General features: G+C 68.0%; 24 protein-coding genes, 1 tRNA gene and 1 pseudogene. 8 read left to right on the top strand and 18 right to left on the bottom strand.

The features are described from left to right. Positions 1-118 precede the first annotated feature (118 nt). Genes OG293_RS16780 through OG293_RS16770 form a run of 3 tightly spaced genes read right to left on the bottom strand, consistent with a single transcriptional unit; the run spans position 119 to position 1,071 of the window. The gene (locus OG293_RS16780; RefSeq protein ID WP_405999601.1) at positions 119-331 is read right to left on the bottom strand and encodes a hypothetical protein; all 213 of its coding nucleotides are present in this window, start codon (positions 329-331) and stop codon (positions 119-121) included. Between the two features lie 26 nt (positions 332-357). Then, on the bottom strand, positions 358-684 hold the full coding sequence (locus OG293_RS16775) for a DUF6233 domain-containing protein (protein WP_405999600.1): 327 nt from the start codon (positions 682-684) through the stop codon (positions 358-360). Positions 685-690: 6 nt separating this feature from the next. Beyond that, the gene (locus OG293_RS16770) at positions 691-1,071 is read right to left on the bottom strand and encodes a hypothetical protein (RefSeq protein WP_405999599.1); all 381 of its coding nucleotides are present in this window, start codon (positions 1,069-1,071) and stop codon (positions 691-693) included. A 359-nt stretch (positions 1,072-1,430) separates the two neighbouring features. Here OG293_RS16770 and OG293_RS16765 point away from each other — a divergent pair, with 359 nt between their 5' ends. After that, positions 1,431-2,039 carry a GPP34 family phosphoprotein gene (locus tag OG293_RS16765; protein WP_405999598.1) on the top strand — a complete coding sequence of 203 codons (609 nt, stop codon included), beginning with the start codon at positions 1,431-1,433 and terminating at the stop codon, positions 2,037-2,039. 130 nt (positions 2,040-2,169) lie between these two features. Beyond that, on the top strand, positions 2,170-2,355 hold the full coding sequence (locus tag OG293_RS16760) for a VOC family protein (RefSeq protein ID WP_405999597.1): 186 nt from the start codon (positions 2,170-2,172) through the stop codon (positions 2,353-2,355). A 212-nt stretch (positions 2,356-2,567) separates the two neighbouring features. Here OG293_RS16760 and OG293_RS16755 read toward each other — a convergent pair whose 3' ends face one another. From OG293_RS16755 to OG293_RS16745, 3 genes are all read right to left on the bottom strand, one after another. Then, positions 2,568-2,969, bottom strand: a complete 402-nt coding sequence (locus OG293_RS16755; RefSeq protein ID WP_405999596.1) for a DUF4234 domain-containing protein — start codon at positions 2,967-2,969, stop codon at positions 2,568-2,570. Between the two features lie 515 nt (positions 2,970-3,484). After that, positions 3,485-3,826 carry a hypothetical protein gene (locus tag OG293_RS16750; protein ID WP_405999595.1) on the bottom strand — a complete coding sequence of 114 codons (342 nt, stop codon included), beginning with the start codon at positions 3,824-3,826 and terminating at the stop codon, positions 3,485-3,487. A 398-nt stretch (positions 3,827-4,224) separates the two neighbouring features. After that, positions 4,225-4,758, bottom strand: a complete 534-nt coding sequence (locus OG293_RS16745) for a hypothetical protein (protein ID WP_405999594.1) — start codon at positions 4,756-4,758, stop codon at positions 4,225-4,227. 570 nt (positions 4,759-5,328) lie between these two features. Between OG293_RS16745 and OG293_RS16740 the strand changes: the two genes are divergently transcribed. Both OG293_RS16740 and OG293_RS16735 read left to right on the top strand, forming a co-directional pair. Further along, positions 5,329-5,880 (top strand): RICIN domain-containing protein, encoded by a 552-nt coding sequence (locus OG293_RS16740; RefSeq protein WP_405999593.1) that lies wholly within the window; start codon positions 5,329-5,331, stop codon positions 5,878-5,880. 330 nt (positions 5,881-6,210) lie between these two features. After that, positions 6,211-6,681, top strand: coding sequence for a VOC family protein (locus tag OG293_RS16735; RefSeq protein WP_405999592.1), 471 nt, complete (start codon positions 6,211-6,213; stop codon positions 6,679-6,681). A 118-nt stretch (positions 6,682-6,799) separates the two neighbouring features. Here OG293_RS16735 and OG293_RS16730 read toward each other — a convergent pair whose 3' ends face one another. Beyond that, positions 6,800-7,048 (bottom strand): hypothetical protein, encoded by a 249-nt coding sequence (locus OG293_RS16730; RefSeq protein ID WP_405999591.1) that lies wholly within the window; start codon positions 7,046-7,048, stop codon positions 6,800-6,802. A 16-nt stretch (positions 7,049-7,064) separates the two neighbouring features. Then, positions 7,065-8,171, bottom strand: coding sequence for a DUF1152 domain-containing protein (locus OG293_RS16725; protein ID WP_405999590.1), 1,107 nt, complete (start codon positions 8,169-8,171; stop codon positions 7,065-7,067). A gap of 63 nt (positions 8,172-8,234) precedes the next feature. Between OG293_RS16725 and OG293_RS16720 the strand changes: the two are divergent. Beyond that, positions 8,235-8,566, top strand: a pseudogene (locus OG293_RS16720) (site-specific integrase); the annotation flags it as partial. Positions 8,567-8,617: 51 nt separating this feature from the next. Here OG293_RS16720 and OG293_RS16715 read toward each other — a convergent pair. Then, positions 8,618-8,691, bottom strand: a tRNA-Gly gene (locus OG293_RS16715). 546 nt (positions 8,692-9,237) lie between these two features. Between OG293_RS16715 and dcd the strand changes: the two genes are divergently transcribed. Together dcd and OG293_RS16705 are read left to right on the top strand one after the other, a co-directional pair. Then, complete coding sequence (gene dcd / locus OG293_RS16710) at positions 9,238-9,813, top strand: dCTP deaminase (RefSeq protein WP_405999589.1); 576 nt, start codon at positions 9,238-9,240, stop codon at positions 9,811-9,813. A gap of 98 nt (positions 9,814-9,911) precedes the next feature. Next, the gene (locus OG293_RS16705; protein WP_405999588.1) at positions 9,912-10,037 is read left to right on the top strand and encodes a hypothetical protein; all 126 of its coding nucleotides are present in this window, start codon (positions 9,912-9,914) and stop codon (positions 10,035-10,037) included. A gap of 76 nt (positions 10,038-10,113) precedes the next feature. On the opposite strand, the gene OG293_RS16700 is transcribed toward OG293_RS16705, so the two are convergent. The 8 genes from OG293_RS16700 to OG293_RS16665 all read right to left on the bottom strand — a co-directional run bounded on the left by OG293_RS16700 (position 10,114) and on the right by OG293_RS16665 (position 14,784). Beyond that, positions 10,114-10,278 (bottom strand): hypothetical protein, encoded by a 165-nt coding sequence (locus OG293_RS16700; protein WP_405999587.1) that lies wholly within the window; start codon positions 10,276-10,278, stop codon positions 10,114-10,116. A gap of 240 nt (positions 10,279-10,518) precedes the next feature. Beyond that, positions 10,519-11,679, bottom strand: coding sequence for an ATP-grasp peptide maturase system methyltransferase (tgmC, locus tag OG293_RS16695; protein ID WP_405999586.1), 1,161 nt, complete (start codon positions 11,677-11,679; stop codon positions 10,519-10,521). Further along, the gene (locus OG293_RS16690) at positions 11,676-12,149 is read right to left on the bottom strand and encodes a hypothetical protein (protein WP_405999585.1); all 474 of its coding nucleotides are present in this window, start codon (positions 12,147-12,149) and stop codon (positions 11,676-11,678) included. The genes tgmC and OG293_RS16690 overlap by 4 nt, the downstream gene beginning before the upstream one ends. 144 nt (positions 12,150-12,293) lie before the next feature. After that, positions 12,294-12,638, bottom strand: coding sequence for an MvdC/MvdD family ATP grasp protein (locus OG293_RS16685; RefSeq protein ID WP_405999584.1), 345 nt, complete (start codon positions 12,636-12,638; stop codon positions 12,294-12,296). 1 nt (position 12,639) lies between these two features. Continuing rightward, complete coding sequence (tgmA, locus tag OG293_RS16680) at positions 12,640-12,903, bottom strand: putative ATP-grasp-modified RiPP (protein ID WP_405999583.1); 264 nt, start codon at positions 12,901-12,903, stop codon at positions 12,640-12,642. Between the two features lie 247 nt (positions 12,904-13,150). Beyond that, positions 13,151-13,285: a hypothetical protein gene (locus OG293_RS16675; protein WP_405999582.1), complete on the bottom strand. Its 135-nt coding sequence runs from the start codon at positions 13,283-13,285 to the stop codon at positions 13,151-13,153. 636 nt (positions 13,286-13,921) lie between these two features. Continuing rightward, positions 13,922-14,422, bottom strand: a complete 501-nt coding sequence (locus OG293_RS16670) for a hypothetical protein (RefSeq protein WP_405999581.1) — start codon at positions 14,420-14,422, stop codon at positions 13,922-13,924. Then, entirely contained in the window at positions 14,416-14,784 is a 369-nt protein-coding gene (locus OG293_RS16665; RefSeq protein ID WP_405999580.1) for an ATP-binding protein, read from the bottom strand. Before OG293_RS16665 ends, OG293_RS16670 begins: the two co-directional genes overlap by 7 nt. A 181-nt stretch (positions 14,785-14,965) precedes the next feature. Between OG293_RS16665 and OG293_RS16660 the strand changes: the two genes are divergently transcribed. Further along, the gene (locus OG293_RS16660) at positions 14,966-16,318 is read left to right on the top strand and encodes a transcriptional regulator (protein ID WP_405999579.1); all 1,353 of its coding nucleotides are present in this window, start codon (positions 14,966-14,968) and stop codon (positions 16,316-16,318) included. Between the two features lie 54 nt (positions 16,319-16,372). Here the strand turns inward: OG293_RS16660 and OG293_RS16655 are convergent, their stop codons facing one another. Beyond that, the gene (locus tag OG293_RS16655; RefSeq protein WP_405999578.1) at positions 16,373-16,597 is read right to left on the bottom strand and encodes a hypothetical protein; all 225 of its coding nucleotides are present in this window, start codon (positions 16,595-16,597) and stop codon (positions 16,373-16,375) included. Positions 16,598-16,991 lie beyond the last annotated feature (394 nt).

Raw genomic sequence — 16,991 nt, 5'->3', positions numbered from 1 at the left:
GAGTCGGGACGCTACCCGCTGCCGCTCGGAAGGGCATCCGAATTAAAGGGGACTTCCGCTATGCCCGGTGGGCCGGTTGCTCGGCTGCCCGGCTGCCCGGTGCCGGTGGCGCCGCGTGTCAGGTCAGCGTGTACTCGTGCGGGTTGCCGCCGACCCATTCGATCCACGCCGCGTCGTCGAGGAGGTCCTCCGCGTCGGCCAGACCTGCTTGGCGAAGGAATTCCAGCAGGTCACGGTCTGAGTGGGCCAGTCCCATGTTCCGGTCGCGCGCGGTGACCCGCCGGCCTCCGGCCGCGGATATCCGGTGCACCACGATCGGCGCGCGCCGCATGCCTCCGGGCTGCCGCCCGTGGCCGGTCACAGCAGGCCGAGGTCTCGGTCGGGCCGGCAGATCGTGCACGGTTCGACGTGCGCGCCGAGGGCGGCGAGTGCCTGCTCACGGCTGATCGGCCTGGCGCGTGGGGCCCCGCCGTGAGTGCAGTCCCCGGCATGGACGGCGAGGGCATGGCGTCCGCCGCGGCTCATCTCGATCTTCCACTCCGGCGGTGGTGAGGGCGCGTGGGCAGCACGCAGGACTCGGTCCTCCTCCTGCTCCAGCCAGCGCTTGGTCTGCTGGAGCTGTTGAAGCTGGACCCGCTCCAGGAACCGCAACAGTTCCAGTCGGGACGGTGGGCGCTCGGCCATGGCGGTCTACGCAGCCTTGCCCTCGGCCCGTTCGTGGGCGGCCTGTTCCGGGGCGGACTGTTCGTGGGCGTGCTTGAGCGCCGTCCGCGCGTCGACCACCCCCACCGACAGGGTCGCCCAGTAGGGATGGGTGCTCACGGTGACCGACAGATCGAGCAGCCGCCGGCGCAGCCGCTTGACCTCTGCCGCCTGCTCCGCGGTGTAGCCCGGGCTGTCCGGAAACGAGACCACCCGGTCCCCGAGCACGTGCTTCTCCCCCGTCCAGCCGGGCTCCGGAGTCACCGACCAGGGCAGGGTCCGGCACAGCGCCGCGTACTCGGCACGCGTGCGGTGCAGGTCGAGCTGGGCGGCCCGGAGGTCGTCGGGGAAGTCGTACGTTTCAGCCACACCTGAATGGTACGTCTGTTCGATTTGGCTTGGCGAGCGCGAACCCGATTGTCGGCCAGAGGATGTGGAGCAGCGCTCCCGTCCGTGCTCCCGTCCGTGGTTTCGTCCGTGCTCCGGTCGGCGCTCGGGCCGGAGATCTCCTGGGTGGCCACGGCAGTGCCGGCCCCGGTTCGGCTGTGCCCGGCAGCGGCCCGGAGCGCCATGCGGGGTGCAGCCGCCGTCCCCGCTCCGTAAGCTCGTCAGCGGGAACGCTCCGGCTCACGCGAGCGGGGGAAGCCCTTCCCATCACCGCGCGCCGGACCAGTTGCTCGGCGACGCACGACGCATCGCGACCGATGCCCTTGACGTGGAGCCGCTCAATGACCACCACATCGCGGGACCTCTCGATCTCCGCCATGGACCGGGCCCCTGGCCGCCCTGTGGGACAAGGCGATCTGTCGCTGGCGCTCGCGGGAGCCGAGGCGATCGACCTTCTGGGCGTCGAGGCCATCAGACTGGACGGCGATCAGATCGTGCCGGGCCGGCGGCCGGAAATAGCTGATCGCCTGCTGGATGAGGCGGCGGCGTCGCTGGTGAGGCAAGCGCCGTACGAGTCGGTCGACGACTGGCTGTGGCGCAGAGGACGCGGCCTGTCCGCGGCGTATCTGGCCGCGTTGGAGGCGGACGGGCAGCTCACCCGGCACCGCCGCCGCGGGATGCCCTTCCGGACGAGCCCCGCGGAGTTGGCGGATTCGGCCGCTCGCCGGCAGGCGGCGGACCGCTGGACATCGGACGAGCCCGTCCTCGCCGCCCTCGCGGCGGCCCTTGGGATCCGCGAGGAGCGGACCGGGGACTCCCTGGGCGTGGCCGACGAGGCGGTGCTGACAGTTCTGGCCGCCGTCAATGACGCGGTGATGGAACTGGAGGCCGTACGGCAACGGCGAGCCATCGAGGACGCGGCCTTCGACAACGTGTGGCGAGGCGTGTGACGACGTCGTTGCGCGGCCCGATTCCCGGAGCCGCACTCCTGACGCGGGCCGACAGCGGTTTCGGTGTGCTGCGAGCCCACCGCCAAAACCCTTTGGGCGATGGTCCGTTACCCCGCCATGGTTGTCGACCGTGGCTTCTCTTGTGCACCACGTGAGCGTCGACTGCGCGGACACCTACCGGCTCGGAACCTTCTGGGCCGAGGTGCTGGGCACCAGGATCAGCGACGATGACCAACCCGGTGGCCCCGAGGCTTTGGTTGAGGGGGAGAGCGGCATCGAGCGCAACGCTGCCGAGCGGGCCGCCGCCACCTCCTGAAGCGCGTCGAAAGCCCCACGCGGGGGGCGGCTCCACGTAGTCGGCGCGACAGCGGGAACCCGGCGCCTGCCATGGGACAGGGAACGGCTCCCGGCACTGCGGGCGGCTGCTCAAAACCGCGGCGTGGCCGTGCGCGACCGCGTACCCCTTCAGTCGTCAAACCGCGAGAGGCACCTCTCAGTCGTCAAACCGCGAGAGGCACCTTTCAGTCGTCAAACCGCGAGACGCACCTCGGCGCCCTCCGCCGGGTTGTCGTAGTGGGCCCAGATCTGGTTCAGCTCGTGCTGGTAGTAGAGCGAGTGCAGACCGGCAACGATCATGAGAATAAGCCCGATCCAGGGATTACAGGTGGGCTGCATCCCGGCCGACCTCTGCATCCTGGCAATGCGCTCACCGGTGTTGTAGACCGACACGAAGGGCGGCACGATCACCAGCCAGCCCACGGTGACGGCCAGAACGGAATACACCGGATCGACTTCGATCCGCTGATCAAACTCGCGGGCCTCGCGATTCACCTTGTAGTACCAGACGAAATGGTAGATACCCAGAGTGAGCAGGGGCCAGATCAGCCAGACGAGAAATATGTTGCGGGGCTTGCCGGAACGACCGGTCACGACGCACCTCCTGTCACTCCAGTGCATCATGACCAGCCCGATCACGCGCGCCATGCGCAGGGGCCGCGGAAGCCCCTGCTGCGCTGTCCGGCCGGGCCAAGGGGTATGCCCGGCCGGTTGCCTGCTCGGTCGATGTGAGAGGCGGTCAGGCCGGGGCCGCTTCGAAGCGATCGGATGCGGTGACGGTGTCCCGGTGCGCGATGGCGGCCGAGGTCGGCCGGGGAGCCGCTCCGGACAGGCCCGGCAGCAGGTCCGGGCCCGGTGCTCGCCGAGGGCGGCCCGGTCGCGACAGTCCTCCCGGAAGAACGAAGAGTCCGGGTTCGGTATCCGGCCGGGCGGGCACAGGTGCCCCGTCCAGAAGCCCGTCCTCCGGCCCGCAGTCGCCGACGGGCGGCCGTGAGCCGCTCGTCGTGGTGCCGGGTGGCCCGGGTGGACCGCGACGGTCTCCCGGGCCACCCGGGCGCCCTCGGTGCCGGGACCTCCCGGTCCTCAGCGAGGGCGTTGCGGTCGCCGGGTCAGGACTTCTTGTCGACGACCTTCATGTTGAACGGGAACCCGGAGGAGCCGCAGTTGAGCGTCGCCGCCTTCTCCATGCCACGCGTACGGTAGCCGGGGGTGCCCTTGTAGGGGCCCCTGGCGCCGCCCGGGCCGCCGCACCAGGCCTGGACGTTCCAGGTGCCGTTGCCCGAGCTGCACCAGCCCACGGCCACGTGGTCGTTGTTGTGCGACACATATGCGCGGCAGCCGGCCGGTCCGACGGCGGCATGCGCCGACGGCGTGACGCCGAACGTCACGCCCGCGGTCAGCAGGCCTATCGCGGAGGCGGTCGTGCCGAACCTCTTCAGTGTGCTGGTCATGCACTCTCCCCGTTTGAACGGATCTTCCAACTGGCGAAGGTAGCCGGGCGTGATCATGAGGCGCGTCCTACCCGAAGATGAGCAGAATCGGTCCTCAAGGAGTATTGACGTTTCCCAACTCGCCATATGGAGCAGGACAGTTGATCCTCCTGCTGTCGCCTGCCGTCTCTTGCTGTCGCCTGCCGTCTCCAGCGCCCGGAGACGGAGTACCCGCGCAGGCTCATCGCCGCCGTGCCCGTACCGGATCCGGAGCTCCGGCACTGCCGTCGCACCGAGCGCCGGGCATCCCATTTTTCCGTGATCCGGCGGTGAGCGGTGGCACCGGACGGCCCGAGCACCTGCGGCGACCGCGCCCATGTGCGGGCCCGGAGTCGCCACGAGGTGATCGCGGGCACACCTCACGTTGTTCGTACCGGCGTCGGCCACCGCCCGGGGGCCGACGCGGCGCCCCCGGCACCGTGATCGATTCCTCCGCACCACTGCGAACCCGCGTGGTCCGCGACGATTTCCACAGAGAGCAGGCCGTCGCCCGGACTGTCTACGTCCAGGTACGCGGTCGTGTCGCCCATCGACTTGGTGAAACAACCGGACACCGTCTCCCCCTCGGCCGGGGGCAGCGGTCGCCAGCCGTCTGTCGCGGCGGCCTTCCGATAGTGACCCAGGGCGCTCTCCGGGGACCCACGGTATTGGTATCGCCTCCCCACGACCACGAACCGATCGTCGTCGCCGCACTCCCGGTAGTGGTCCTCCGGATCCGCCCCTTCCGGTGCCGCATCCAGCACTGCCGCGCGGGCCAACACCTCGGCGAGCCGGTCCTCCTTCTCGCCGCAGCCGTAGGCGGTGAGGAAGTACAACGCGGGCAACCCCACCAGCAACAGCCCCGAAAAAGCCACGAAAGCGGCCGGTCGGGTCCCCACCCCAGTCTTCTTCATGGCGCCCGACGCTAGAGCACCCGCCGCGTCCCTCCCGCCCTTCGGGGTGCGAGGGCGGCCTCGGCGTTGGTGTCCTGTGGCCCAGAGGGACGCTCCTGGACGGGGACGGTTGCTGCAGTTGCGGTACGGCGGTGCTGTGCAAGCCTGTTGTCGGGGCGGTCAGCACCCGAGAGCTGGCCCCGCAGCACCGCCCCACCAGGATTCAACCCCGTCGAGTCAAACGCCCGATCTCGACTTCGCCTACAGCCCGACCAGGAAGAACACCCCGATCACCAACGCGGAGATCACACTCACCATCACCACAGCCATTGACCGAACACGACGATGGCGGACCTAAACTTCCCGGTATTGGGTCTTGGCCTCGCCGCGGTAGGCGCCTGACATGCGGTCGGCTGCGCGGCCGGGAACGTAGAGGGCTGGTTGGCCATGTGCGTCTTCTCAGCTTCAGGCAGCATGCCGTCCGGTCCGAGGAACACCCGCCATCACGCTTCCAGCACTTGGTCTGACGCACCGTCCGGAGGCCTCCGAACATCACACTTCGAGGTACCCCGCCATCCTAGGATGGCGGTCATGCCCCCGAGAGACCGTCAGGTCAGTGCCGAGATAGGCCTTCCGTTCCTGAAGATTGGGACGAACGATGTGGGTGCTTTCTTCAAGCGTCGTGGGCGTCAACCGAGCGGTCCCTTCCTGTTCATCTCAGTGAGCAGCGGGTTGGCTCTCGACACTGCCCTTCACAGCGCGGACGGCAGCCATCCGCATCTTTGGGGGTCACACGGTCAACCTCATCAGTTGTGGTACCTGGAGGCATCCGGCTACGGGCGGGAAGTGCACATCATCTCCGCAAGTAACAACCTGCTGCTTGATGGTCAGGCGTCAGCGGCCGGCCATCATCCCCGCATGCGAGGACGCAGCGATAACGGGGCTGCTTGGCAACGGTGGCATATCTTCCCCGCACCTGGACTTCGGGCGCATCGCGTCATCAATGCAGGAACAGGCTATGCGTTGGATAGCCCTCACGAAGCTGAGGCAAGGACGATGCCCGTGTTCTGGGAGCCGCACGACGGGGAGAACCAGCAGTGGCTACTGGCCATGCCATTCGTAATACCGGAAGACGGCTCCTGATGTTGGAGCGGTCGGACTGGCTGCCTTCGCTGGGCTAGCCGCCGGTGGTGGACCAGAGAGGGCCTTCGTACTGTTCCCCGCTTCCGCCGGAACGGGCACGCAACGGGCACGGTCCCGGCCGGGCAAGAGCACGCATAGGCACGGCACGTGTGCCGACGGGCGGGCCACCTCCACCAGTAGCCGAAGAACTGAAGGGCAGGGTCTCTGAGCTGCGGCCGTGATGTCGATCAACGCTGCGACTGCGACTTAGCCGAGATCCACCGATGAGTTCCGCCGGCAGGGCCGGTCTACCAGGACGTACGCCATCGAGCCACCGACTGGAGACCCACCATGACCAATCCCACACACCCCGGCCGCATGCTGTTCGTGAACATCCCCGTAGCAGACCTCGAGCGCAGCAAGGCGTTCTTCGCCAAGCTCGGGTTTAGCTTCAACCCGATGTTCACCGACGAGACCGCTGCCTGCATGCTGGTCGGCGAGCACGCCTTCGTCATGCTGCTCAGCCGTGAGAAGTTCGCGGAGTTCGCGAAACTGCCGATGGCCGATCCCACCACGCACACGCTGGCGCTGTACTGCTTCAGCGTGTCATCCCGCGATGAGGTCGATACGGTCAGCGCCGCTGCGCTCGCGGCGGGTGGCGCCGAGGCGGATGGCGCCGAGGACTACGGCTTCATGTACTCACGCAGCTTCTTCGACCTCGACGGCCACGGCTGGCAGGTCATGTGGATGGACCCGGCGGCGGCGGAGCAGGGCCCCGAGGCGTTCGCGGCCTCCACGCAGGACGTCGACGGCCCGGCCTGACCCACCACTGTGTTCCGCACGTGCGCCATCATGCATGCCGTGCCTGCGACCGCCCCGGCCACGACGGTTCTGACTTCATTCACCGTGTGCCCGGGTGGGCACACGGTGAAGAAAGTTGTTACTCAGGTGGGTGCTGGGTGCTCTCGGGCTGCGTGCTCGTAGCGATTGTGCGGCCCTGTGCGGCTGCTCGTTGGAGGGCACGGGCGACCTCCTCGGCGTCGTCGGGAGAGAGCATGATCTCTTGGGTCCAGAGAATCGACAGCCGGACGGTGCCGGTCAACAGGTTGGTGGCAACGTCGACTTCGGTCTGGCCGTCTTCCACATCCCGGACGTCATCGAGTGCCGGGTCGCTGCCGAATGCGCTCATGCCGAGAGCCGTCCTCTCAGTCCCCGCGGGACGGTTCGGCTGGGATGTGCCAGAGCGGGGCTTGGTACTGCTCGGGGCGGCGGCTGAGCAGGAGGGCTCTGAGGTCCTGGCGCTGCTTGCCGTTGAGGTCGAGGGCTTCGGTGAGTCGGCGGAAAGTCGTGTGGGTGATTCCGCGGCTGCGGGCCTCGGCCTCGAAGTGGTCGAGTCGGTGGAGCGTCGTCTCCGGGTCGAGCTTCAGCTCTCGCTGGATGCCAAGCCAACTGGCCTTGTTGCGTTCGTAGTCGACTTCGGAGTAGCCGCAGATTTCGCGGCTGTGCTGCTCGACCTCGTCGAGTGTTTCCGATGCAAGGATGGCGCGGGCCAGCTCGTTGCGGGTGAGGGCGTCGTCCAGGTCGGCTTCGTGGATGGTGGGGCCCTCGTCGGTGAGGGGGACCGGGAGGCCGGCGTCCCTGATTTCGCACAGGCCGCGGACTCCTCGGGCGGTGGCGGAGAGCATGGCCGTTGCTTCCGAGGGATGCCATTCGAGGACTGAGCTGATTGGCTCGACGTGTTCGGCCGTGAGGGTCAGAAGCGTCGGGCCCATCCGGTCGCGTAGGTCGGCGGCGGGGATTTCGCCGTCCAGGCCGGGGCCTGCCACCAGCAGCCGTACAGGTGCGTTCACTTGGCAGCAGGCTGCGAGGGTGAGGGCGTCCGCGAGCGGGCTGCGCAATGTCGGCTCGTCGCCGCGGGCGAGGATGTCGCCGCCGACGTCCAGCAGATCGATGGACTCGGGCTCCAGGTGCTGGATGAGTTCTTCGAGCTGGCGCGTAATGCCCTCGGCACCGTGATGCGGGTCGATCAGGGCGAAGGTCTGCGGGAGCTCCGCAGCGAGTCGCGGGAGGGTCGAGCCTGCTGGAGCTACCGGACGGGCGTCGCCGGGGACGACCTGGACGCTTCTGGTCAGAGCGCGGAGGCCGGTGAAGCTCGCCGGGCCTCGTGGTCCGGGGACGGGATCGACCAAGAGGCGGTCCCATGCGTACGTGAAAACCACCGCTGGGCCCTCGGCCCCATACAGAGCGGCGTCGAGCATTGCGGCGGCGACTGCGTCGCCCCCTCCACCTGCTGCCACGATCAAGCGCGTCACCCGCGTCAGCGTACGGGTAGGCGGCGTGGCCACTCACCTTATGGTGGCTAGAGGTCATAGCCGCTCCTGTTCGTGGGGGAGAAGGGCAGCCTTTCCCGCGGTCCACCTTCGGGCGGAAGTGGCGCAAGGCCCGTGCCAAGGTCGGGATGTCGGAGAGCTTCCGTTTCTACGATCTTCGTCACACCGGGCACACCCTTGCGACCCGCTCCGGCGCCACGCTCAACTACACGATGGTGCGCGCCGGGCAGTCGTCGGAGAAGGCGGCTCTGATCTATCAGCACTCGGACGTGGAGCGTCAGCAGGAGGCCGCGAGCGGGCTGGACCAGCTGGTGCGGGCGACCCGGAAGAAGGGCAAGGAGAAGCCTTCTGGTGCGGATCTGATGCAAGGCGCTTAGACCGGTCTAGACAACAACGAAGCCCCGGGCCACTGGCCTGGGGCTTTCATATGGAGCGGGTGACGGGAATCGAACCCGCGCTCTGAGCTTGGGAAGCTCATGTTCTACCATTAAACTACACCCGCGAGGCGGGCCGCTGACCGGCATCGCATCGTCGCACACTGTACCCCATCGCTGGCCCCCGGTGTATTTCGCCGCGGGGCCTTCCTGCTGTCCGGGGGCGGGATCCGGTCGGCCTTGAGTCGGTGGACAGGGCTGCGGGGAGCGGGAGTTGAGGCGTACCTTTGAGCGACGGAGTGCCGCGTGCGGGCCCGTTCCTTTGATCCCTTAATGTGGGCTTTCGTCTGCATTTCGTTGGGGAAGGGACCCGATGGACTTGATGGAGCGCACCGTCGTCCGCTGTGCTGAGGGGCACGTCTTCAGTACCGCTTCGTTCCCGATGCAGCAGCTCGGCACCGACCGGATCGGGCCCGGGCGGCTCATCCGGTGTCCGAGGTGTGCGCGGTTGCGGCATGCGGTGCTCGTCACGCCCGAGAAGCGGTAGCGGCGCGCACACGCGGAGACATGCACACGCGCAGATACGCGCAAGCAGTGACACGCAGACGCCCGCAGGAGGGGCGCGCGGGGCCGTCCGATTGGGTGGGCCCGTGCGCTCTGCGTATCCTCGGGGCGTGCTTCTCTCAGACAAGGACATCCGGGCCGAGATCGACGCCGGGCGTGTACGTATCGACCCGTACGACGAATCCATGGTGCAGCCGTCGAGCATCGATGTGCGGCTCGACCGCTACTTCCGGGTGTTCGAGAACCACCGCTACCCCCACATCGACCCCGCCGTCGAGCAGGCCGATCTGACCCGGCTGGTCGAGCCGGACGGGGACGAGCCGTTCATCCTGCACCCCGGGGAGTTCGTCCTCGCGTCGACGTACGAGGTCATCAGCCTGCCCGACGATCTTGCGAGCCGTCTCGAAGGCAAGAGCTCCCTCGGCCGGCTGGGGCTCGTCACCCACTCGACCGCCGGCTTCATCGACCCCGGCTTCTCCGGCCACGTCACGCTCGAACTGTCCAATCTCGCGACGCTGCCGATCAAGCTCTGGCCCGGCATGAAGATCGGCCAGCTCTGCATGTTCCGGCTGAGCTCGCCCGCTGAATTCCCCTACGGGAGCGAGCGGTACGGCTCCCGATACCAGGGTCAGCGCGGGCCCACCGCCTCGCGGTCGTTCCAGAACTTCCACCGGACGCCGGTGTAGGGGCGGGCATGAGCGGCGTACGCGAGAACCTGGCCTGACCTGTGTAGCCATCACCGGGAATACCTCGGGACGACCTTGACGGCCACGAGTAAATCAAAATGCGATGCCGCGCTCCGTATGTCTCGCTCGACCTCAGCAACGAGGCCCCGTTGCCGCACGGCTGCCTCGGCCATGTCGCCGAGGTGCGGTCCGCGGTGATCTACGAGAAGCCGCACGGCCTCTGACGGCGGCAAGCGGTCGTGATTGGTTGCTGTCGTTGCGGTACTTCGCTGCTGTACTGCGGATCGGTCTGGTGCTGACTCATCGGATGTCGCGGTCCGCTCGCTGGTCAGCGATCGCTGCTGCGAGTGCGAGAAGCGCCTCGACTTGGGCAGCCGCAATGGCCCACTCCGGGTGGGCACGGCTGTACTTCATTCCTTCGATCAGCTCTCGAGCCTTGTTCGCGTGCGCGTCGTAGTCCGACATGCTGACCCCAATGTCTGTGGTCGGTACCGAAGCCGTACAGCTCTGTGGAGCTGGCATGAGGCGAGACTAAATGGCCCGAGCCAACACGGGCTCGCAAGACACACGGCTCCGTGGGCCTTTGCGTCCCATATGTCTCTGCTGGTCAGCCATCAATAACAGCGCCAACCGAGTGTCCCCGTTCGCGAATAGGCCGCGCCCGCCCATCGACGCGAGACGCACGCAACGAGGCGGCCGACGGGGTCACACAGGCAGCACCCAGCCAGGCCCGTCCGGGCTGCCGAGCCAGACGCGTTGGGCGTCCGGCGTGATGGTCAGACCGAATTCCGAGAGGTGCGGCGAGCCAGCGTTCTGCCACGTCTTGACGGCGTCCTCGACCGCGTCCCACAGCTTGAGCGGACCGCGCTGCACCACGGTCCACCCGTCACCGTTCTCCGCCGGACGCGTGCGCGCCTGTGAGCCGGTCGCCACGTCGAGCAGGATCTGCTCAGCGCCCAGTCCGAGCCGTTCGGCCGAGGGGGCGGCGAGCTGAGCGACGAATCGACCGGACCAGTCGTCCAGAGTGGCGGGGTCGATCCGGCTCGACCGCTGCACGCCGGGCAGAAGTTCGAAGGGGCCGTGCGGTGGCCGGTCGTGCGAGCGGGCCATCATGAACGACGTGTATCCGGGCAGGAAGCGGCCAGCCGCTCCACCCTCGTCGTCGACGGTGAGCCGCACGAGGCCGTGCCCGAATCCCCAGCCGGCGAGCGTGACTACAACGGTGCCCCCTTCCTTGACCTGCCGTAGCAGGGTGTAAGGGATGTGCCGCATGGAGCAGAACGCGAGCACGATGTCGTACGGGGCGCCCTCGGGGTATCCGTTCAGTCCGTCGGCGGTGATGAGGGTCGGGGCGTACCCAGCTTCGGCCAGGGCCTTGCGGGCGCGTTCGGCTGCGGCAGGGTCGGTCTCGATTGCCGTGGTGTTGTCCTCGCCGAGGATCTCCGAGACGTAGGCGGTCGACAGACCGGTGCCCACCCCAATGATCAGTGCCCGCTTACCGCGGGCAGTTCCGGCCTGCTCGATCATCCACGTGATGAGTCCCGGCAAGGTCGAGGACGACGTTGGCGTTCCGCCGGTCACGGGGCTGGTTGCGTCCTCGGCGAGGGTGCCGTCGATCTGCGTTACCCATGTCGTGTTCTGGTAGGTGAGGCGCAGCCACTCCTCTACGGGCACAGAGTCGCGGCGAGCGGGGGTCCATACGGTTGTACCGGGGGGCTCGCTCGGCCTGTAGATCGCGCTGCCGAGGAACGTCTCGCGCGGCACGGTCTCGACGGCGCGGCGTAGCTCCGGGTCATGCAGCAGACCCTCGCCGGCGAGCTGCTCGGCGAGGCGGCGGCGTAGCGTGGGGGCGGTGTCAGCGGTCATGGAGTTGCGCCCTTCTGGAGGGTGTCGGCCAGTGCACATGTGATTGCGCGGGTGGTGGGCTCGTCGACGAACGCCCACTGTCCGTTCGGGTTGCATTCGAGGAACCACCATCGACCAGCGGTGTCGAGAGCGAAGTCGAAAGCACCGAAAGTGAGCCCAAAGGCGTGCGTGTAGGCGTGCACGGCCTTGCGCACCCGATCGGGGATGGGCACGGGAGAGCAGGTGATCAGGCGTTGGTCCTGGCGCCAATCCACGTGGTCGCCTTCGGTGTCGACGCGGGTAGCGAACAGCTCGTCGCTGATGGCGGCGAGGCGGATGTCGGCGATCTTCGGTACGCAGGCTTGGAAGAGGTGGGGGCACAGGGCGATTGAGTCGTCGAGCTCGTCGGCTGCGACTGGACGGACCCAGACGGTTCGGTTTCTCCCGTCCTCGCCGGTGAGGTGCACCCCCTGCACCGGCTTGTAGACCACGGTTTCGTGCTCAGCCGCGAACTTGTGGGCGTCCTCCGGAACGTTCGTGATCAGGGTCGGAGGAACGAACAGCCCGAGTCGGGCGGCTGTTGCAAGTTGACCGGGCTTGTAGTCCGCGAGGCGATTACGCCCGGGGTGATTGACTTACAGGGCGCGGGGAAGCGCCGTAAGCACGCCGGTGTAGCCGCCGTGCGACTGCTCGGCCGTGAACCGCTCCTCGGCGGTCTCGGCCGCCTGCGGGGCGTAGGGAGTCGGGCGGCGCCAGTAGACGGAACGGACGGCGGACAGATCGGCGTGCCGGGTGGCGGTGTCGAGGCGACCGGCGAGGCCGTGCTCGTCGAGACGTGCGCTCATGCGTGCGGCGCCCGGGAAGTCGGTGGCCGGGTCGAGCCGTACAACCGGGATGCCCCGGTTGTACAGCTCGCCGAGCACCAGATCCGCCGTGACGTCGCCCATCGACGTGATGACGAGAACCGGTGAGTCGACCATGTCAGTCCGACGAGGTGTCGGGGTACGAGTCCGAGTCGGCGGGGGCGGGCGGCTGCGCGCCCCCGCCGTCGGCGCCGGTCGAGGTCGAGGTCGAGGTTGAGTTGCTGGTGCCGTGACCGCCCATCTCGACGGGTTGCCCGACCGCGTCGAAGTACCGCGTTGTCTGAGTTGCGGCGTCGAGCTCCGTTCGGGTGTGCGGCAGTTCCACGGTGTTCGGGTAGAGCGCTAAGCGGCTCATGCCCCACGGCTGTACTGCGGTGGCCATCGAATCTCCTTGTCGGTCACGTGCCTTGAGTTGCAAACGGTGCGCTTGCCTCGGTTCGGCGACAAGGCCGCGCCGAGGTAGTGCCCCGCAACGGGCGGCGAGAGTGAACGAGTCGCCTCTGCCCGACGCGGGAGTGTTGGTGCGACCCTGACCCGGATGGTCGCCATGGGCGCCGCGAACGCGGCGAAGGGTGGAGCGTTCCCCGGACGGCGGTGTGTGCTTGACCGACTGCTGTCCGGGAGGCGGTTCACTCGGGGAGCTCCGGCCGGTACGGGTGGAGCATCTGTCGGTCGTAACAGGCGTCTTCATCCGCGCAGACCACGGAGGAGTACCAGACATCATCGATGTCATCGAGGATGCGGGCGATGTCGAGATCGTCCACTCGCGCCGCAATGTCGCAGACGGTGCACTTGGCCACTGGGGCGCCAGGGGCAGGCTCTACGCCTACGGGGAACGTGGCCCCGAGGCGCTGCCAGGTGCGAGGGTTGTCAGTCCTGAGGCAGCATGCGGCAACGTCAATGCAAGATCGCCGTTTGGCGGTTCTCTCTCGACCGTCACCATCGCGCCAGATGAACGATCCGGTTTCCACGCTGTCGAGTGGTGCGAGCGACTCACAGATCCCGCAGCGCACGAGTACGGCGGCGCTACCCACGATGCACCACCGGGACATACGGCGGCACGTACGGCCGTAGGTGGAAGGCGTGACCGTCGATCGGCAGCAGTCGGGCTCGCACGTGCGCAGGACGCGGTCGGCGGGCGTAGGGCGGGGCCGTGGGAATGGCCGAAGTAGGCAGAGTCGAGGGGGCGGGCCGCCTGCCGCGCTTCGATAACCGCCGGTGCGTGGTGCGTAGCGTCCGGGCGATGCCTGGTCCTAACCAGATCCAGAGGCAGGCGATAAGGTCGCGCATGTCGTCATCAGCTCCTAGCAATGTGTCAGCTGTTGGCGTCGCTGCCCGGCGGCCGTGTCCGCGGCCGTCGGGTCTTTGGGAGTAGTGGTGCGAGAGCCGGTTCGCGGTGGTCAGACGGGCGGGCCGCCTTCTCCGATGAACCTTCGGGCAGGCTCAGCCCGGGTCTTTCCGAGGAACAGCCGGCCGCGCTGCGCACTTTCCGATACGTACGGCCCGACGGCGGCGAACGGCGTCCTCGGTTGCAGGGGATCGAGGCCGACCGCGACCGCCACCGGCGCGCCGGCGGAGACGAACCCTGACCACTCGGCGCTGACGGGCACGTGGAGTGCAGCCCGGCAACCGTCGAGGCTCAGGAGCGCGGATTGACCGTGAACGACAAGTCGGGGACCGATGTCGGGAAGTCGCGCTGAAGGATCAGCGAGACTCAGAGCCGCAGCGAGGCCACGCATGTCGCCCTCAATGGATTCGGGCGACTCGCTTTCTCGGCGGGCAGGCGGATGGGCGAGCAGCACGAAGGCAACATGACCAGCCTCGGTGAGGTCGATCCAGAACCAGACACCAAGCGATGCCAGCAATCCGGCGGTCGGCGGGGTCGCGGTCTCCATCAGCATCGGATCACCTCGACTTGCATCCCGCCCTCGGTCGTTTTGAACTCCGTCCATACGGTCTTGCCGCACGAGCCGTGCGGCGTCACCCCCCATCCGTCCGCCAGCGACGTCACGATGAGCAGCCCCCGCCCATCGGTGTCGTCTTCACTCGGCTTCCCGACACGGGGCGCACCCGTCCCCGTGTCGTGCACCTCGACGCGCAGACACCCCTCGTCGAGGGAGACCTCGACAAGGAAGTCACCGTGCGCGCCATGGCGTACCGCATTGGTAGCAAGCTCGGAGAGGCAGAGCACCGCATCTTCGGAGCGGTCGGAAACCTCCCACTCCTCCAATACGCTGCCTAAGAAGGAACGCGCCTCGGGCACCGCGCCACCTGCTCGCGGGAACCGCTGCGCCACCGATCTCGGCATGAGTGCAACCCCCTTGCCTGCGCCGTTGGTTCGAGCAACTAGGCAACCGCGGAGCCGACAGCAGGGGTACCGTCGGAGAGGGTGTCAAAGGGTGTTACTTCCACTACCGCCCGTGGCTGAGGGGTAAGGGCTCAACATGAAGACGCCGAACAGTGATCTCGCGACGTGGCTTGCGCGGTCGGGCCTGAGCCGGACGGAGTTAGCGCGTCGCGTCAAAGCCGCAGCTCAGACGTGGGGGCAGCCTCACATTTCGCCGAACGCGTCGACCGTGCGGCGGTGGTTGGAGGGCGACATGCCTCGCTCACCACTGCCTGAGATTCTCGCCGACGTGATCTCGGCGGCAGTCGGCTATCGGGTCACGACCTACGACCTTGGGCTCGGTGAGAGCGGTTCCGCCGAACGCTCGCTCCTCTACAACGCGTCTTTCGCCGTTACCGTGGAAGCTGTCGCCGACTTGGGGAGAGCGGACGTGGACCGTCGAGCATTCTTGGCAGCGGCACCCTTTGCTGCGGTGGCAGCGGTGGGACCGTCGCGTGACTGGCTTCTCAACACCCTTGACCAGCAGCCCGAAGCGGGCCCTCGCGTCCGTCTTGAAGACGTGACCGCAGTGCGGAACATGTTCGGCGAGTTCCAGAAGATGGACGTACTGCAGGGCGGCGGCTCGGGTCGGCTCATCCTCGCCGAGTACATGAATCAGCACGTGTTTCCGCTGCTGCGCCGGACGCACACCGAGGACGTGCGACACGCATTGTGCGAGGCTGCCGCCGAGCAGACGTACTTGCTCGGATGGATGGCCTACGACAACGGCGAGCACGGAACCGCGCAGCGGTATTTGATCCAGTCGCTACGCCTGGCCGAGGAGTCCAAGAACCGGGCGCTCGGGGCACATGTGCTCGCGGGAATGGCTGACCAAGCAACACTGCTTGGCAACCCCACCGAGGGGCGCAGGCTCGCGCAGGCCGGCCGCGCAGGGCTCGGCGCGAACACGTCGCTGGCGTGTCTCGCGGACCTGTGGGCACTTGAAGCTCGCGCCTTGGCCAAGCTCGGCGAGAAGTCTGAAGCAGCACGCGCCGTTGCGCAGTCCGAGACGGCGTACGGTCGTGTTCGGCTGGAAGATGAGCAGGAGTGGGCAGCCTTCATCGACCCTGCCTATCTGCATGGTGAACACGCCAACACCTTCCGAGACCTGGGGCAGGCGGACGCGGCGGAGGAGCACGCGCGGCAGTCGATCGGCCATGCGCGTAAGCAGCGCCGCGCGCGGCGCGGCGCGATGTCGCAAGCGGCGCTCGCCGTCTCGCACTTGCAGCGCAGGGACTTGGAGGCGGCACACGCTGCCGGTCTCCGTACGCTCTCCCTGTCGCGACAGGTGAAGAGTTCTCGGTGCGTCGAGGCCGTACAAGACCTGCAACGGCGGATGCAGCCGTTCGGGAATCACCGACTCGTCGCTGATTTCAGCGAGCGGGCACGCGATCTGGTCGCCGCTGCGTAACGCCAAAGTGCGCCCTCGCCACCGGCACGAGGCCGGCGACGGGGGCGCGTTGCGTTATGGGTTGGTGAGCTGCCACAGGGTGAGGGCGAGACCGGCGACGGCGAGACCGCCCCTGATTCGCCTGCCCGCCGATTGGACGCTGAGCTTCACGGTCTTCGGCGCGGTCCTGCCGGGTTCGGCCCCGGCGCACCGCGGCTGGCGGATCGTCATGTACGCGGTGCTCAGCCTGGTGGTCGTCGGAATGCTGCCGGTGGCCCTCGCGCCGGCCGGCGCCGGCATGCGGCCGACCGCCGTGGCCCATGCCGGCCGGTTCGGACCCCGCGGCCCCGCCTCGGTGGTCTTCGGACTCCTTCCGCATCCTGCTGGTGAAGGAGCACGTGCCCGGGATCGAGACGCTCGGCCGGGTCGTCGCGGTCACCGTTCGGCTGGACGGCATGCCTGAGCCCGTTCTTCGCCGACCGCTACGGCGCCTGGTACGAGGCAGCGAGGGCCGCCGCGTCCGATCTGTGCGAGGGTCCGGGCGCGCCCGAACCGGCCTTGCGCCAGCTGAGAGGCCGGTGGCGCCCGAGGCGAAAGCCACGGCGGCATCGACTCCGCCCGTGGGCCCGTTCGCCTGCCGGCCGGTGCGGCTGCCTTCGCGCCGCCGACCGCCCCGTGGCCCCAGAGGTTCGGT

The organism is Streptomyces sp. NBC_00829 (assembly GCF_045161795.1).
Classification (GTDB): domain Bacteria; phylum Actinomycetota; class Actinomycetes; order Streptomycetales; family Streptomycetaceae; genus Streptomyces.
Note: the sequence above shows the minus strand (reverse complement) of the source record. Positions and strands in the feature narration are given on the sequence as shown.